Below are 15,733 nucleotides of genomic sequence, written 5' to 3'. Positions count from 1 at the left end.
CGGGGTGGCTGACGCGCTGGTGCGGACCGGCGCGCGGTGGCAGGCCGGGGCGCTAGGAATTCCGCGGCGGCTTGACGGGGTCGTCGCGCAGGAACAGGCGCGAGACGGTCTGCGCAGTGGCTGCGCGCGTGTCGGCATCGCCCGCGCGCAGCTCGGCCAGGGTACCGTGCAGCATCTTTTGCGTGAGGCCGCGCGACATGGCTTCCAGCACCGCGTCGACCGGTTCACCGCGGGCCAGCAGCTTTTTGGCGCGCGCCATTTCAGCACTGCGCCAGGCGTCAGCCTGGGCGTGGATCTGCTGGATCAGCGGCACCATGCCGTTGGCCGGGTCGCGCTGCTCCAGCCAGTGCATGAAGCTGAGCACGCCGGCGTCGATGATGGCCTCGGCCTGGGCCACGGCGGCCTGGCGGTTGTCCTTGCCCGTCTGCACCACGGTAGCGAGGTCGTCCACCGTGTAGAGGTAGACGTCGCTCAGGCCTTTGACTTCGATCTCGATGTCGCGCGGCACGGCCAGGTCGACCATGAACATGGGGCGGTGTTTGCGCTTCTTGAGCGCGCGCTCGACGGCGCCGAGCCCGATGATGGGCAGGGTGCTGGCGGTGCAGCTGACCACGGCGTCGAATTCGTGCAGCCGGTCCGGGATGTCGGCCAGGCGCATGACCTCCGCGCCAAAGCGGCCGGCGAGCTTTTCACCGCGTTCCAGGGTGCGGTTGGCGATCACCATGGCCTTGGGTGTCTTGGCCGCGAAGTGGGTGGCGGCAAGTTCGATCATCTCGCCGGCGCCGACAAACAGCACCTTGATGTCTTTCAGGTCTTCGAACAGCTGGGACGCCAGCCGCACGGCGGCGGCGGTCATGCTGATGGAGTGGGCGCCGATCTCGGTCGAGGTGCGCACCTGCTTGGCCACCGCGAACGAGCGCTGGAACAGCTGGTGCAGCGTGGTGCCCAGGGCGCCAGCCTCGTCGGCGGCGCGCACCGCGTCCTTCATCTGCCCCAGGATCTGGGCCTCGCCCAGCACCATGCTGTCGAGCCCGCTGGCGACGCGGAAGGCGTGGCGCGCGGCCTGGTCTTCGCGCAGTACATAGGCGTGGTCACGCAGCACGTGGGTGCTCACGCCGCCGGTGTGGGCGAGCCACTCCAGCGTGGGCTCCACGGCGGCCTGATCGCCCGCGCCATAGAGCTCGGTGCGGTTGCAGGTGGAGAGCAGCGTGGCCTCGGGCTGGCGTGCCAGACTCTGGCGGTAGCCGTTCAGCGTGGGCTGGATCTGGTCGAGCGCGAAGGCAAACCGGCCCCGCAAATCGAGCGGAGCGGTGTGGTGGTTGATGCCGAGGGCCCAGACAGACATGGCCCGATTATAAAATTGCCGGCTCTTTGACGTTTCGGCATGCCCAACATGACATTTTTCGCCCTGCTTGGGCACCTGGCCAACTTCGTCGCGCCGGCCCTGGTGATGTCCGCCCTGCTGTGGCTCGGGCCGCGCATCGGTCGCGGCAAACGCGCGGTGCGCTGGCGGCCGGCGGTCGAGGTGGGTGTGCTGGCGGGGGCGGGTGTGCTCGTGCTGCTGGGGGGGCTGATCCTGTTTGGCCGCGACGGCAAGATGTTCACCTACGCCGCGCTGGTGCTGGCCCAGGGCACGCTGGCCTGGTGGATGCGCAGTCGTTGATCAGTCGGGCGGGAAACCATCCACCCGGTCGGTGATCAGGCCGTCGATACCCAGCGCCAGCAGCCGCTGCACCGAGGTTGCTTCGTTGACTGTGTAGGCCAGGGTGCGCAAACCTGCCTGGTGCACTTGGGCCACGTTGCCGGCCTCCCACAGGTCCTGATCGCAGATCACCGCCTGGCAACCGAGCTCGATGGCGGTTTCCAGCCAGCCACTCCACAAAGTTTCCAGCAGCAGGCCGCGCGGCAGCCCGTGCTGGGTTTCGCGCGCACCCTGCAATGCTTCGGGTTCAAACGAGGTCAGCAAGGGTGGCTTTGCCTCAGGGCGCTGCGCCCACAGGCGGGCGGCCTCTTGCGCCACCTCCCGGCCGGTCTCTCGCGCCAGACCTGTCGTGGGCTTGATCTCGATGTTGAGCAGCCAACCGTTGGCGAGGCAGAAACGCGCCACGGCTTCCAGCGTGGGCAGCGGTTCTCCCGCATAGGCTGGCGAGTGCCAACCGCCGGCGTCAAGACGGCTCAGCGCCGCCCAGGACTGGGCGCAGCCCAGGCCCTGACCATTGGTGGTGCGCTCCAGCGTGTCGTCGTGCAGCAGAAACACCACGCCGTCGGCGCTGAACTTGGCGTCGCACTCAAACATGCGGTAACCGTGTGATGCACCGAGCCGGAACGCCACCAGGGTGTTTTCCGGTGCCAGCGTGCCGGCGCCGCGGTGGGCAATCCAGCGTGGGTAGGGCCAAGGCTTGGGTCCGGCTTCGGGGGTGTCTGGCATGGTGTTCAACGCGTTGAAAAGCAGGGTTGGCGCGAGTGTGCCAGTACCCGCCGCCGAGGTGTGTGTATGTTGCGCTGCGGTACCATCGCACGTTCGGCGGTTCCCGCTGATCGCCTCCATACCCATGAACGCTCCCATCCCGCTTTCGCTGCTCGAAACCGCCACCGAGGACGCGCCGCGTCTGCGCGAAATCCCCTACAACTACACATCTTTTTCAGATCGTGAAATTGTGTTGCGCCTGCTCGGTGCCCGGGCCTGGAGCCTGCTGGACGGGCTGCGCGGCGAGCGCCGCACCGGTCGTTCGGCCCGCATGTTGTACGAGGTGCTGGGCGATATCTGGGTCGTGCAGCGCAACCCGTATCTGCAGGACGACCTGCTCGACAACCCCAAGCGCCGCGCTGCGCTGGTTGAGGCCTTGCACCACCGTCTGGGCGAGGTGCAGAAGCGCCGCACACCGCAGGACGATGCCGCGCGCGATGCCCTGGTGGCCGAATTGCTGGCGGCGGCCCGGGGTGCGGTCGATGCATTTGCCCGTTCGTTTGAAGAGATGGCCGCGCTGCGCCAGCGCGCCACCAAGGCGCTGCGCCGCCTGACGGCCAAGGACAACATCAAGTTCGACGGCCTCTCGCGTGTGTCCCACGTGACCGACGCGACTGACTGGCGCGTGGAATACCCGTTTGTGGTGCTGACGCCCGACACCGAGGCCGAGATGGCCGAGCTGGTGCGTGGCTGTTTCGAACTCGGCCTGACCATCGTGCCGCGCGGCGGCGGCACCGGCTACACCGGCGGCGCGATTCCGCTGACCTGGAAGAGCGCGGTGATCAACACCGAAAAGCTCGAAGCCATGACCGAGGTGGAGTTCGTGGCGGTGCCCGGCCACGCAGAGCCGCTGCCCACGATCTGGACCGAGGCCGGCGTGGTGACGCAGCGCGTGGCCGATGCGGCCGAGCGCGCCGGCCATGTGTTCGCGGTGGACCCGACCTCGGCTGAGGCCTCGTGCGTGGGTGGCAACATCGCCATGAACGCGGGCGGCAAGAAGGCCGTGCTCTGGGGCACGGCGCTGGACAACCTGGTGAGCTGGCGCATGGTGACGCCGCAGGCGCAGTGGCTGGAAGTCACGCGCCTGGACCACAACCGCGGCAAGATCCACGACGCCGAAGTCGCCACCTTTGAGCTCCAGTACTTCGAAGCCAACGGCAAGACGCTGCTGCGCACCGAGCAGCTGGTGATTCCCGGCTCGACCTTCCGCAAGGAAGGCCTGGGCAAGGACGTGACCGACAAGTTCCTCGCCGGCCTGCCGGGCATCCAGAAAGAAGGTTGCGACGGCCTGATCACCAGCGCGCGCTGGCTGGTGCATCGCATGCCCGAGCACGTGCGCACCGTGTGCCTGGAGTTCTTCGGCAATCCCAAGGACTGCGTGCCGTCCATCGTGGACATCAAGGACTTCATGTTCGCCGAGATGAAGCGCCCGGGCGGTGCCATCCTCGCGGGCCTGGAACACCTGGACGACCGTTACCTCAAGGCCGTGGGCTACGCGACCAAGAGCAAGCGCGGCACCTTGCCCAAGATGGTGCTGGTGGGCGACATCGTGGGCGACGACGCCGACGCCGTGGCCCGCGCCACCAGCGAGGTGATCCGCCTGGCCAACGGCCGCAGCGGCGAAGGCTTCGTGGCCATCAGCGCCGAAGCGCGCAAGAAATTCTGGCTCGACCGCAAGCGCACCGCGGCCATCAGCAAACACACCAACGCCTTCAAAGTGAACGAAGACGTGGTGATTCCGCTGCCGCGCATGGGCGAGTACACCGAGGGCATCGAGCGCATCAACATCGAGCTCTCGCTGCGCAACAAGCTCAAGCTCTGTGAAGCGCTTGAAACCTTTTTCACCCGTGGCCAACTTCCGCTGGGCAAGACCGACGACGCCAACGACATTCCCAGCGCCGAGCTGCTGGAAGACCGCGTGCAGCAGGCGCTGGCGCTGGTACGCGAAGTGCGCTCGCTCTGGGCCACTTGGTTGCGCGATGTGGATGCGCTGTTTCCCGAATTGCAGGACCACCGCCTGCGCGCGAGCTGGAAGGCGCAAATCCGTGCACCCTTGCAAGGCATTTTCAATGGCGCGGCATTCGCTGCGATCCTCGCCGAATGCACGGCCATCCACCAGCGCGTGCTGAAAGGCCGTGTCTGGGTGGCGCTGCACATGCACGCCGGAGACGGCAACGTGCACACCAACATCCCCGTCAACAGCGACGATTACGAGATGCTTCAGACCGCCCACGAGGCGGTGGGCCGCATCATGGTGCTGGCGCGCAGCCTCGACGGCGTGATCTCGGGCGAACACGGCATCGGCATCACCAAGCTGGAGTTCCTGACCGATGACGAGTTGCGCCCCTTCGCCGAGTACAAGGCCAAGGTGGACCCGGAGGGCCGCTTCAACAAGGGCAAGCTGCTGCGCGACCTGTCGGGCGTGAAAGGTCTCGCCGCCGACACCAGCCTGCGCAGCGCGGATCTCTCCAACGCCTACACGCCCAGCTTCGGCCTGATGGGCCACGAGTCGCTGATCATGCAGCAGAGCGACATCGGCGCCATCGCCGATTCGGTCAAGGACTGCCTGCGCTGCGGCAAGTGCAAACCCGTTTGCGCCACGCACGTGCCGCGCGCCAACCTGCTGTACTCGCCGCGCAACAAGATCCTCGCGACCTCGCTGCTGGTGGAGGCGTTTCTGTACGAAGAGCAGACGCGCCGCGGCATCAGCATCAAGCACTGGGAAGAGTTCGAAGACGTGGCCGACCACTGCACGGTCTGCCACAAGTGTTTGTCGCCGTGCCCGGTCAAGATCGACTTTGGCGATGTGACCATGAACATGCGCAACCTGTTGCGCAAGATGGGCCAGAAGAGCTTCCGCCCGGGCAATGCTGCGGCCATGTTCTTCCTGAACGCGACCAACCCCGAGACCATCAAGTTCATGCGCTCGGCCATGGTGGACGTGGGCTTCAAGGCCCAACGCCTGGCCAACAAGGTGTTGAAGCTCGCCGCGCGCAAGCAGACCAGTGCACCGCCCGCCACGCTGGGGCCCGCGCCGATCAAAGAGCAGGTGATCCACTTCATCAACAAGAAGATGCCCGGTGGCCTGCCCAAGAAGACCGCGCGCGCGCTGCTCGACATCGAGGACAAGGACTATGTGCCGATCATCCGAAACCCGGTGGGCACGACGGCCGAGACGGAAGCGGTGTTCTATTTCCCGGGCTGCGGTTCCGAGCGCCTGTTCAGCCAGGTCGGTCTGGCCACGCAGGCCATGCTCTGGCACGCGGGCGTACAGACCGTGCTGCCACCGGGCTATTTGTGCTGTGGTTACCCGCAGCGCGGCTCGGGCCAGTTCGACAAGGCCGAAAAAATCATCACCGACAACCGGGTGCTGTTCCACCGCGTGGCCAACACGCTGAACTACCTGGACATCAAGACCGTGGTGGTGAGCTGTGGCACCTGCTACGACCAGCTGCAGGGCTACGAGTTCGAAAAGATCTTCCCCGGCTGCCGCATCATCGACATCCACGAATACCTGCTGGAAAAGGGCATCACGCTGCCCGCCGGTCAGGGTGGCTACCTGTACCACGACCCCTGCCACACGCCGATGAAGCTGCAGGACCCGATGAAGACGGTGAAAGCGCTGGTGGGCGACAACGTGGTCGAGAGCAAGCGCTGCTGCGGCGAGAGCGGCACGCTCGGTGTGACCCGGCCCGACATCTCCACGCAGATCCGCTTCCGCAAGGAAGAAGAAATCAAAAAGGGCGAGGCGCAGCTGCGCGCCGCCGGCACCGTGGGCGCCCAGGCCAACATCAAGATGCTGACCTCGTGCCCGAGCTGCCTGCAGGGCCTGACGCGCTACGGCGACGACCTGAACAACGGTCTGCTCGAAGCCGACTACATCGTGGTCGAGATGGCCAACCAGATTCTGGGCAAGGACTGGCTGCCCGAGTACGTGGCGCAAGCCAACCAGGGCGGCATCGAACGCGTGCTGGTCTGATCACAGTCAACCAACCGGAGACAGCCATGGCAGGACTCGACAAAAACACCCCGACACCGCAGGACATCACGGTGCACAGCCAGTCGCGCGTGCTGCAGGTGAGCTTTTCAGATGGCAGCGACTTCCGCATCCCGTTCGAACTGATGCGGGTGTTTTCGCCATCGGCCGAAGTCCAGGGCCACGGCCCGGGCCAGGAAGTGCTGCAGACCGGCAAGCGCGAGGTCGGCATTCTGGCGCTGGAGGCTGTGGGCAACTACGCGGTGCAGCCCACGTTCAGCGACGGTCACGACAGCGGTATTTATTCGTGGGACTACCTGTATTTCCTGGGCAGCCAGCAAGACGCGCTGTGGGCCGACTACCAGCAACGCCTCCTCCAGGCGGGGGTTGACCGCGACGCCGCCATGCCGGAGAAAGCAGGCTCGGCCTGCGGAAGCCACTCACACTAGGAACGGATTGCGCCATGGCATCTACCCATTTCGGTTTCAAGACGGTTGACGAGCGTGAAAAAGCGCAGCACGTGCGCAGCGTGTTCGATTCGGTCGCGCCCAAATACGACGTGATGAACGACCTCATGTCGGCCGGCCTGCACCGCGTCTGGAAACGCTACACCCTCACCGTGGCCAACCCGCACCCAGGCCAGCAGGTGCTGGACATCGCGGGCGGGACGGGTGACCTGTCACTGGCTTTTGCCGCCAAGGTTGGCCCGACAGGTCGCGTGGTGCACACCGATATCAACGAGGCCATGTTGCGCGAAGGCCGCAACCGCCTGCTCGACAAAGGGGTCGTGCTGCCCACCATGGTCTGTGATGCCGAGAAGTTGCCGTTTGCCAGCGAGTCGTTCGATTTTGTGTCGGTGGCTTTTGGCCTGCGCAACATGACGCACAAGGAACTTGCACTGGCCGAGATGCATCGCACCCTGAAACCGGGTGGCAAATTGCTGGTGCTGGAGTTTTCCCGGGTGGCCAAACCGCTGGAGAAGGCTTATGACTGGTACTCGTTCAACATCCTGCCAAAGCTGGGCAAGCTGGTGGCCAACGACGAGCACAGCTACCGCTACCTCGCCGAGTCCATCCGCATGCACCCCGGGCAGGAGGAGTTGCGGCAGATGATGAAGTCGGTGGGATTCGGGCACGTGGACGTGCACAACCTCAGCGCTGGTGTGGTGGCCTTGCACGTGGGCATCAAGTGTTGATTCAATGGGTTTTTTACGTCAATTGAGGGATGGAACAATGAGCAGGTTGTGGTCGGTACTGTTGGTCTGCGCGATGGCGCTGGGGGCGCAGGACGCCTCGGCCAAGCGCATGGGGGGTGGTTTGTCCATCGGCAAACAGTCGGGCAATGTGACCCAGCGCTCCACGGCGCCAGCGACCCAGCCAGCCACGCCGCAGCAGGCGTCCGCTCAAAACGCAGCGACCCGACCGACCACGCCGGCGCCCGCCGCAGCCGCCCCCAAGCGCCCCTGGGGCGCCATGCTGGGTGGCCTGGCCGCCGGTCTCGGCCTGGCCTGGCTGGCTTCCTCATTGGGTCTGGGTGAGGGCTTTGCCCAGTTCCTCATGCTGGCTTTGCTGGCGGTGGTGGTGATCGCCGTGATCCGCATGGTGATGCGCCGGGGTTCAGCGGCCGCCAAACCGTCCGGACTGGTCTACCAGGGTGCGGGCGCCGCGGATCTGGCGGCGACGCCGCGGGGTTACAGCCCGCAGAACGTGGGCAATGACGCGTCGGCCCGCCCGTGGGAGAGCGGTGGCCCAGCGGGTGCTGGTGGTTCCATGATCGGTTCGGCGCTGGCGGGTTCCCCCTCCTGGGGTGTGCCCAGCGACTTCGACGTCGAAGGTTTTCTCAAGGCCTCCAAGACCAACTTCGTGAACCTGCAGGATGCCTGGGACCGGTCCGACATTCCCAGCCTGCGGGCCATGATGACCGACGGCATGCTGGAGCAGATCAAGAGCCAGCTGGCCGAACGCGAGCAGACCAGCGGCAGCAGCGTCAACAAGACCGATGTCGTGATGCTCGAAGCCCAGTTGCTGGGCATCGAGGAACTGGACGACGGTTACATGGCGAGTGTGGAGTTTTCCGGGATGATCCGGGAAGACGCTTCGGCCGGCCCCAATCCGTTCCGCGAAGTCTGGAACATCACCCGGCCCAAGAGCGGTTCGGGCGGTTGGCTGGTGGCCGGGGTTCAGGCGCTTCAATAACGGTGCCTTGGCGGGATGGTCCCGCGTTATCCGTCAAAATCGGGGGGTCATGAAAAATGTACCCCCCGATTTTTCGTCCGGCGCCGACAGCGGCAGCCGATCGCCCCTGGGCTTTTTGCAGTCCCTGCTGGGCAGCATCCGTCCGCCCGACTGGGTGGTGGACGAGCTGCAGAACCGCCTGGTGCTGTTCCTCAATCATGTGTTGATGCAGGAACCGCAGGCACAGGAACGTCTCAAGCGCCAGAAGGGCAAACCGGTGCGGGTGCAGTGGGGCGACTTCCATCTCACGCTCGCCGCCACGCCCGCCGGTCTGCTGGAGCGCCCGGTCGTGGGTGCCCAGCCCGAGCTCACCGTGTCGCTGACCCAGACCTCGCCGTTTGCGCTGGCCCAGCGTGTCATCGCCGGCGACAAGCCGGGCGTTGACATCCAGGGTGACGTGCAGCTCGCCGCCGAAGTCGCTTGGCTGGTGGACAACGTGCGCTGGGACGTGGAAGAAGACCTGTCCCGCGTGGTGGGCGACGCCACCGCGCACACGCTGAGCCGGTTTGCACGCGCAGGCGCCCAGGCTGTGAAGGCGTTTGCCGCGCGCCTGCCCGAAGGCTTCCCGCCACGTCCGCCCTTCGCATCGCCAGCCGGCTCCGCGCCCGAAGCGGCCGCGCCGGCAGCGAATGCGGATACCCCGGGCGGTGGCGGTGGTGCCGCATGACGCGTCTCTTTCGCGGCGCTTTCATCGTCTGGGTGGTGCTGCGCTACGGGCTCGATGAGCTCGTGCTGTCCAGCTTCCGGCACCCCACGCTGCGCCTGCTGACCCGCCTCGTTTCCATCGGCCGCAATCTGGACAGCCCGCGTGGCGAGCGGCTGCGCGAGGCGCTGGAGCGACTGGGTCCGATCTTCGTCAAGTTTGGCCAGGTGCTCTCGACCCGGCGCGACCTGTTGCCTCCAGACATTGCCGACGAACTGGCCCGCCTGCAGGACCGCGTGCCGCCCTTCCCCAGCGCCGTGGCGGTGGCCACAATCGAGCGCGCGTTCGGCAAGCCGCTGGACGCTGTGTTCACGCACTTCGACCAGGTGCCGGTGGCCAGTGCTTCCATCGCACAGGTGCACTTCGCGACCTTGCGCGATGGCCGCCATGGTGGGCGCGAGGTGGCGGTGAAGGTGCTGCGGCCCAACATGCGGCCGGTGATTGAAAAAGACCTGAGCCTCATGCGCACGATGGCGGGCTGGGTCGAAAAGCTGTCGGCCGACGGCAAACGACTCAAGCCGCGGGAGGTGGTGGCCGAGTTCGACAAGTACCTGCACGACGAACTCGACCTGCTGCGCGAAGCCGCCAACGCCGCCCAGCTGCGGCGCAACATGCAGGGGCTCGACCTCGTGCTGATCCCGGAGATGCTCTGGGACTATTGCCACACCGAAGTGATGGTGATGGAGCGCATGCATGGCCTGCCGATCAACAAGGTGGACGAGCTGCGCCGCCGGGGTGTGGACATCCCGAAGCTGGCGCGCGACGGCGTCACCATCTTTTTCACCCAGGTGTTCCGTGACGGCTTCTTTCACGCCGACATGCACCCGGGCAACATCCAGGTCAGTGTCGATCCGGCCACGTTCGGACGCTACATCTCGCTCGATTTCGGCATCGTTGGCACGCTGACCGAGTTCGACAAGGAATACCTGGCGCAGAACTTCACGGCTTTTTTCCGGCGCGATTACAAGCGGGTCGCCGAGCTGCACATCGAAAGTGGCTGGGTACCGTCGGACACCCGGGTGGACGAGCTGGAGTCGGCGATCCGCGCGGTCTGTGAGCCGTACTTTGACCGCCCGCTGAAAGAAATCTCGCTGGGCATGGTGCTGATGCGCCTGTTCCAGACCTCGCGACGCTTCCAGGTGGAAATCCAGCCGCAACTGGTGCTGCTGCAGAAGACGCTGCTGAATATCGAGGGACTGGGCCGCGATCTGGATCCGGAGCTGGACCTCTGGAACACCGCCAAGCCGTTCCTTGAAAAGTGGATGGTTGAGCAGATCGGACCGCAGAAACTGTTGCAGCAGCTCAAGGCCGAGGCGCCGCACTACGCCAAGCTGCTGCCTGCGCTGCCGCGCCTGGTGCACGACTTCCTGCAGCACAAGCCGCACGAACTGCGGCGCGAACTCGATGAGCTGCTGGCCGAACAGCGCCGCACCAACCGCTTGCTGCAGGGGATCGTCTGGGGCGGGGTGGGCTTCCTGATCGGTCTGCTGTTGATGCAGGTGCTCACGCGGGTGCGACTCTGGTAGACGCTGCCGGTGGTGGGCCTGGTTTTGCCGGTCCTTGCGCATCCGGGAACCACCCCCAATTTATAATGACGGGTTTTGTTCTTCTACCCTTCGGATCGGGCTCGACGGGCCGGGTGTGATGCCCACCCGCGGCCCGTTTGTCCTCCGAAGCGATCCCGGCTCTCATGCAGCCGGTCACCTACAGGTTCCGCCATGCCGATTTATGCCTACAAGTGCGCGTCCTGCGGCCATGCCAAGGACGTGTTGCAAAAGATGTCCGACGATCCGTTGAGCGTCTGCCCGGCCTGTGGCCAGGCCAGTTTCCAGAAGCAGGTCACCGCCGCCGGCTTTCAGCTCAAGGGCTCGGGCTGGTACGTGACCGACTTCCGCGGTGGCAACGGCGGCAAGGCCGCCCCTGCCGTGGCCGGGGCCGACAGTGGTGCCAGCGCACCGGACGCGGCTGCCAAACCGGCGGGTGAGGCCGCCGCCAGTCCGGCACCCGCCACCAGTACCGCGGCCACAACGACACCCGCTGCGGCTCCGGCAGCCAGCTCGACCCCCACCGCTTCGACCTGAGTTCGCGCCCGATGCCTTCCCTGCGCAAATGGCTGCTCGCTGGCCTGCTGGTCCTGGTGCCCCTGATCATCACCCTGTGGGTGCTGGACTGGGTGGTGGGCACGCTCGACCAGACGCTGCACATCCTGCCGCAGAGCTGGCAGCCCGACCAGCTGTTCGGCTTTCACATTCCCGGCCTGGGCGTGATCTTTGCGCTGGTGGTGGTGCTGTCGATCGGGGCGCTGGCGTCCAACATCATCGGCAACAAGCTGGTGGACTGGTGGCACGCCCTGTTGCACCGCATCCCGGTGGTGCGCTCCATCTACTCCGGGGTGAAGCAGGTTTCCGACACGCTGTTTTCCGAGAAGGGCAATGCATTTCGCAAAGCGGTGCTGGTTCAGTGGCCGCACGCCGGCATGTGGACCATCGGTTTCCAGACCGGTTCGCCCAATGGCGAGGTCCTTGCACACTTGCAGTCCCAGCCGGGCCGTACCGGCGATCACGACGAATTCCTGAGTGTGTTTGTGCCCACCACGCCCAACCCCACGGGCGGCTATTTCGTGATGGTGCGCCGCAGCGATTGCCTGGAGCTGCAGATGAGCGTGGACGAAGCGCTGACCTACATCGTCTCCATGGGCGTGATCGCGCCCGGTGCCCCCAAGATCACCTTCCCCAAAGTGGCAGCGCCCGGCGCGACCACCCACCCGACCTGATGACTCCCCGCCGTGAATCACGGCGAACCTGCTGAAAGAAGAACCGAAATGGCCATGCGCTCCCACTATTGCGGTCTGGTGACCGAAGCCCTGCTGGGCCAGACTGTGCAACTCTGCGGCTGGGTCAACCGCCGCCGCGACCACGGTGGCGTGATCTTCATCGACCTGCGCGACCGCGAAGGGTATGTGCAGGTGGTCTGCGATCCCGACCGCGCCGAGATGTTCAAGACCGCCGAAGACGTGCGCAACGAGTTCTGCGTGCAGGTCACCGGCCTGGTGCGCGCACGTCCCGAGGGCACCACCAACGACAACCTGAAGAGCGGCAAGATCGAAATCCTCTGCCACGAACTCAAGGTGCTCAACGCCTCGGTCACCCCCCCGTTCCAGCTCGATGACGACAACCTGAGCGAGACGACTCGCCTGACGCACCGCGTGCTCGACCTGCGCCGCCCCTACATGCAGAACAACCTGATGCTGCGCTACCGCGTGGCCATGGAAGTGCGCAAGTTTCTGGACGCCAACGGTTTCATCGACATCGAAACCCCGATGCTCACCAAGAGCACGCCCGAAGGCGCTCGCGACTACCTCGTGCCCAGCCGCGTGCACGACGGCCACTTCTTCGCGCTGCCGCAGTCGCCCCAGCTGTTCAAGCAGCTGCTCATGGTGGCGGGCTTCGACCGCTACTACCAGATCACCAAGTGCTTCCGCGACGAAGACCTGCGCGCCGACCGCCAGCCCGAGTTCACACAGATCGATATCGAAACCTCGTTCCTGACCGAAGAAGACATCCGCGACATGTTCCAGGGCATGATCAAGACGGTGTTCCAGAACACGCTGGGCGTGGACCTGGGCGAGTTCCCGGTCATGGCCTACAGCGAAGCCATGCACCGCTTCGGCTCCGACAAGCCCGACCTGCGCGTCAAGCTCGAATTCACCGAACTCACTGACGTGATGGCCGACGTGGACTTCAAGGTCTTCAGCGCGCCCGCCACCATGAAGAACGGCCGCGTGGTCGCCCTGTGCGTGCGCGGCGGTGCCGAGATCAGCCGCAGCGAGATCGACGCCTACACCGAGTTCGTCAAGATCTACGGCGCCAAGGGGCTGGCCTGGATCAAGGTCAACGAAGTGGCCAAGGGCCGCGACGGTCTGCAAAGCCCGATCGTGAAGAACCTGCACGACGCAGCCGTGGCCGAGATCCTGAAGCGCACCGGCGCGCAGGACGGCGACATCATCTTCTTCGGGGCCGACAAGGCCAAGGTGGTGAACGACGCCATTGGCGCGCTGCGCCTGAAGATCGGCCACAGCGAGCTGGGCAAGAAAAACGGCCTGTTCGAAGCCCGCTGGGCACCGATGTGGGTGGTGGACTTCCCGATGTTCGAGCACGACGAAGAAGCCGACCGCTGGACCGCCGTCCACCACCCCTTCACCGCGCCGAAAGACGGCCACGAAGACTGGATGGTCACCGCGCCTGAGAAGTGCATCGCCAAGGGCTACGACATGGTTTTGAACGGCTGGGAAATCGGTGGCGGCTCGGTGCGTATCCACACCGCCGCGGTGCAGCAGAAGGTGTTCGATGCGCTGAAGATCACGCCCGAAGAGGCGCAGCTCAAGTTCGGCTTCCTGCTCGACGCGCTGCAGTACGGCGCGCCGCCCCACGGTGGCCTGGCCTTCGGTCTGGACCGCATCGTCACGCTGATGACCGGCGCCGACTCGATCCGCGACGTGATCGCTTTCCCCAAGACCCAGCGCGCCCAGTGTCTGCTGACACAGGCGCCGAGTCTGGTGGACGAGAAGCAGCTGCGCGAGCTGCACATCCGCCTGCGCAACGTGGATCTGGCCAAAACCGCCTGATCCCTGGGCGCGTCGGCAGGAAAGAAGGGCGGCACGGACCGCCCTTTTTATTTGGGTTGCCGGTGGTGCCGCACGTTGCAGGTGGCAACGAAACGTACCGCTGCGTTCCGTGTGGTCAAGGGTTTGTTAGGATGGCTTTTTGAAAGGAGCCTATCCATGAGCAAGAACGCCCAAGACACCCTGGCCAACAAAGAGAAGCTGGTCGCCGACCTGCAGCGCGTCATTACCGACGCAGAAGAACTGATGGCGGCCACCGCCCACCAGACCGAAGGCAAGGTGGTGGAGCTGCGTGAGCGCATCAACGAAAACCTGCGCCAGGCCCGCCACAAGCTGCTGGACGCTGAAGAGGCGATCAAGGAAAAAACCCGCGAAATGGCGCGCGCCACCGACGACTACGTGCACGAACACCCCTGGCGCGCCGTGGGCACGGCCGCTGGCATCGGCTTGGTGATCGGCCTGCTGATCAGCCGGCGTTGAACGGGCGTGGCATGTCTGCGCCACCGACCCGCCTGGCGGCCTCGCTGAAGGGCTTGACTGCTACCGTGCTGGAACTGCTCCAGCTGCGGCTGGAATTGCTCAGTGTGGAAGCGCAGGAGGAAGTGCTGCGTGTCGGTGGCTTGATGGTCTATGGCGCCGTGGCCGTGGCCTTCATCTGCCTGGGGCTGGGCTTTCTGGCCATGCTGATCACGGTGGCGCTGTGGGACACCCATCGCCTGCTGCCACTGGCGGTTTTCGCGGGGTTGTTTCTCGGCTTCGGCGGCGTTGCGGCCTGGCTGGCGCGCGAGCGGGTGCGCAGCGGCACCAAGCTGTTTTCGGCCACCGTCGGAGAACTCAAGAAAGACCGCGAGGGATTGCGCTCATGAGCACGGCGCCGGGTCGCCCCAAGCAAGCTCGCGCCGCAGCTCGCAGAACGAAGGTGCTCACATGAGCGCCAACGAACCCGGTCGAGCCGAACAGCTGGCCCGCAGGCGCGCGTTGCTCGTGCAGCGGTCCGGGCAATTGCGCGGGCAGGTGGTTGAAAAATTGCAGGTGGTGGAGCCCGTGTGGATGTGGGCCGACCGCCTGCAGGACGCCTGGCGCTGGTTGCGCGCGAATCCGCTGGCGGTGGCGGGCGCTGCGCTGACGTTTGCGGTGTGGCGGCCGCGCCGATCGCTGGGGCTGGCCCTGAAGGCGTGGTCGGCGTGGCGGATGTTGCAGCGGGCGCGCTCGCTCGGCAGCGCGGCATCCCGCCTGCTCTGATCCGCGCGCTGATGCGCCCGAAGATTCCCCAATCGGTGCTGGTGGTGATCCACACACCCGCGCTGGAGGTGCTGCTGATCGAGCGCGCCGATGCGCCGGGATTCTGGCAGTCGGTCACGGGTTCGAGGGATGCCGAAGACGAACCGTTCGAGGTCACGGCGGTGCGCGAGGTCTGGGAGGAGACCGGACTCGACGCGAGTGCTCCCGGTCATGTGCTGACGGACTGGGCGCTGGAAAACGTCTATGAAATCTACCCGCAGTGGCGTCACCGGTATGCGCCGGGCGTGACCCACAACACCGAGCATGTCTTCGGCCTGTGTATCCCGGCGGCGGTGCCCGTGACACTGAGTCCGCGCGAGCACCGGGCGCAGGTCTGGTCGCCGTGGCCCGAAGCCATGGACCGCTGTTTTTCGCCGTCCAACGCCGAGGCCATTTCCTGGCTGCCACGGCTGGGCCGCTGTGCCGTGACCTGCTGATGCGCTTGGTGGCA

At 65.6% G+C, this 15,733-nt stretch carries 16 protein-coding genes; 14 read left to right on the top strand and 2 right to left on the bottom strand.

The annotated features are described in order from the left end of the window. Positions 1-52: 52 nt before the first annotated feature. On the bottom strand, positions 53-1,345 hold the full coding sequence (hemA, locus tag AC0GNO_RS09595) for a glutamyl-tRNA reductase (protein ID WP_472903850.1): 1,293 nt from the start codon (positions 1,343-1,345) through the stop codon (positions 53-55). Between the two features lie 48 nt (positions 1,346-1,393). On the opposite strand from hemA, the gene AC0GNO_RS09590 reads away from it, so the two are divergent. Further along, the gene (locus AC0GNO_RS09590) at positions 1,394-1,663 is read left to right on the top strand and encodes a hypothetical protein (RefSeq protein ID WP_472903849.1); all 270 of its coding nucleotides are present in this window, start codon (positions 1,394-1,396) and stop codon (positions 1,661-1,663) included. Here AC0GNO_RS09590 and ugpQ read toward each other — a convergent pair whose 3' ends face one another. Further along, on the bottom strand, positions 1,664-2,428 hold the full coding sequence (gene ugpQ / locus AC0GNO_RS09585) for a glycerophosphodiester phosphodiesterase (protein WP_472903848.1): 765 nt from the start codon (positions 2,426-2,428) through the stop codon (positions 1,664-1,666). Between the two features lie 124 nt (positions 2,429-2,552). Here ugpQ and AC0GNO_RS09580 point away from each other — a divergent pair, with 124 nt between their 5' ends. From AC0GNO_RS09580 to nudB, 13 genes are all read left to right on the top strand, one after another. Next, the gene (locus tag AC0GNO_RS09580; RefSeq protein ID WP_472903847.1) at positions 2,553-6,446 is read left to right on the top strand and encodes a DUF3683 domain-containing protein; all 3,894 of its coding nucleotides are present in this window, start codon (positions 2,553-2,555) and stop codon (positions 6,444-6,446) included. A gap of 26 nt (positions 6,447-6,472) precedes the next feature. Then, the gene (locus AC0GNO_RS09575; protein WP_177132832.1) at positions 6,473-6,892 is read left to right on the top strand and encodes a gamma-butyrobetaine hydroxylase family protein; all 420 of its coding nucleotides are present in this window, start codon (positions 6,473-6,475) and stop codon (positions 6,890-6,892) included. 14 nt (positions 6,893-6,906) lie between these two features. Then, positions 6,907-7,638 (top strand): bifunctional demethylmenaquinone methyltransferase/2-methoxy-6-polyprenyl-1,4-benzoquinol methylase UbiE, encoded by a 732-nt coding sequence (gene ubiE, locus AC0GNO_RS09570; RefSeq protein ID WP_472903846.1) that lies wholly within the window; start codon positions 6,907-6,909, stop codon positions 7,636-7,638. A 37-nt stretch (positions 7,639-7,675) separates the two neighbouring features. Then, a complete protein-coding gene (locus AC0GNO_RS09565; RefSeq protein WP_472903845.1) occupies positions 7,676-8,638 on the top strand; it encodes a Tim44 domain-containing protein in 963 nt (320 codons plus the stop codon). 49 nt (positions 8,639-8,687) lie between these two features. Then, positions 8,688-9,344 carry a ubiquinone biosynthesis accessory factor UbiJ gene (locus AC0GNO_RS09560; RefSeq protein ID WP_472903844.1) on the top strand — a complete coding sequence of 219 codons (657 nt, stop codon included), beginning with the start codon at positions 8,688-8,690 and terminating at the stop codon, positions 9,342-9,344. Next, complete coding sequence (gene ubiB / locus AC0GNO_RS09555; protein WP_472903843.1) at positions 9,341-10,906, top strand: ubiquinone biosynthesis regulatory protein kinase UbiB; 1,566 nt, start codon at positions 9,341-9,343, stop codon at positions 10,904-10,906. The genes AC0GNO_RS09560 and ubiB overlap by 4 nt, the downstream gene beginning before the upstream one ends. Positions 10,907-11,098: 192 nt before the next feature. Then, positions 11,099-11,461, top strand: a complete 363-nt coding sequence (locus tag AC0GNO_RS09550) for an FmdB family zinc ribbon protein (RefSeq protein WP_472889194.1) — start codon at positions 11,099-11,101, stop codon at positions 11,459-11,461. 11 nt (positions 11,462-11,472) lie between these two features. Next, positions 11,473-12,153 carry a DUF502 domain-containing protein gene (locus AC0GNO_RS09545; RefSeq protein ID WP_472903842.1) on the top strand — a complete coding sequence of 227 codons (681 nt, stop codon included), beginning with the start codon at positions 11,473-11,475 and terminating at the stop codon, positions 12,151-12,153. A gap of 48 nt (positions 12,154-12,201) precedes the next feature. Further along, positions 12,202-14,004: an aspartate--tRNA ligase gene (gene aspS, locus AC0GNO_RS09540; RefSeq protein WP_472889196.1), complete on the top strand. Its 1,803-nt coding sequence runs from the start codon at positions 12,202-12,204 to the stop codon at positions 14,002-14,004. A 156-nt stretch (positions 14,005-14,160) separates the two neighbouring features. Beyond that, on the top strand, positions 14,161-14,481 hold the full coding sequence (locus AC0GNO_RS09535) for an ElaB/YgaM/YqjD family protein (protein ID WP_472889197.1): 321 nt from the start codon (positions 14,161-14,163) through the stop codon (positions 14,479-14,481). An 11-nt stretch (positions 14,482-14,492) separates the two neighbouring features. Continuing rightward, the gene (locus tag AC0GNO_RS09530; protein WP_472903841.1) at positions 14,493-14,867 is read left to right on the top strand and encodes a phage holin family protein; all 375 of its coding nucleotides are present in this window, start codon (positions 14,493-14,495) and stop codon (positions 14,865-14,867) included. 61 nt (positions 14,868-14,928) lie between these two features. Continuing rightward, a complete protein-coding gene (locus AC0GNO_RS09525; protein ID WP_472903840.1) occupies positions 14,929-15,243 on the top strand; it encodes a YqjK family protein in 315 nt (104 codons plus the stop codon). 11 nt (positions 15,244-15,254) lie between these two features. Then, a complete protein-coding gene (nudB, locus tag AC0GNO_RS09520; protein ID WP_472903930.1) occupies positions 15,255-15,719 on the top strand; it encodes a dihydroneopterin triphosphate diphosphatase in 465 nt (154 codons plus the stop codon). The last annotated feature ends 14 nt before the right edge of the window (positions 15,720-15,733 follow it).

Source organism: Hydrogenophaga sp. L310, assembly GCF_055703065.1.
This window is presented reverse-complemented; position numbering and strand designations above follow the sequence as displayed.